We start from the raw sequence: 425 nt of genomic DNA on the forward strand, positions 1-425 counted from the left end.
GACTTGGACATCTTCTTGACGCCATCCAACCCTTCGAGCAACGGCATGGTCAGAATGCATTGAGCTTCCTGCCCATACGCACGCTGCAGTTCACGCCCCATCAACAGGTTGAATTTCTGGTCAGTGCCACCCAACTCAACGTCCGCACGCAAGGCCACCGAGTCATAGCCCTGAACCAGCGGATAGAGGAACTCATGAATGGCGATCGGCTGATTGGTGGAGTAGCGCTTGTCGAAGTCATCGCGCTCAAGCATCCGCGCAACGGTGTACTGAGAGGTCAGACGAATGAAGTCCGCTGGCCCCATCTGATCCATCCAAGTGGAGTTGAATGCCACTTCGGTCTTGGCCGGATCGAGAATCTTGAACACCTGGGTCTTGTAGGTCTCGGCATTGTCGAGCACCTGCTCGCGCGTCAGCGGCGGGCG

1 protein-coding gene is annotated in these 425 nt (G+C 56.9%); it reads right to left on the reverse strand.

Annotation, left to right across the window (positions count from 1 at the left end; translation table 11 throughout):
• Window positions 1–425, reverse strand: a 425-nt coding sequence (gene tyrS / locus SOP95_RS31735; protein ID WP_323609546.1) for a tyrosine--tRNA ligase, incomplete at both ends; no start/stop codon positions are given.

This window comes from Pseudomonas sp. YuFO8, assembly GCF_035065025.1.
In the GTDB taxonomy this organism is placed as follows: domain Bacteria; phylum Pseudomonadota; class Gammaproteobacteria; order Pseudomonadales; family Pseudomonadaceae; genus Aquipseudomonas; species Aquipseudomonas putida_AE.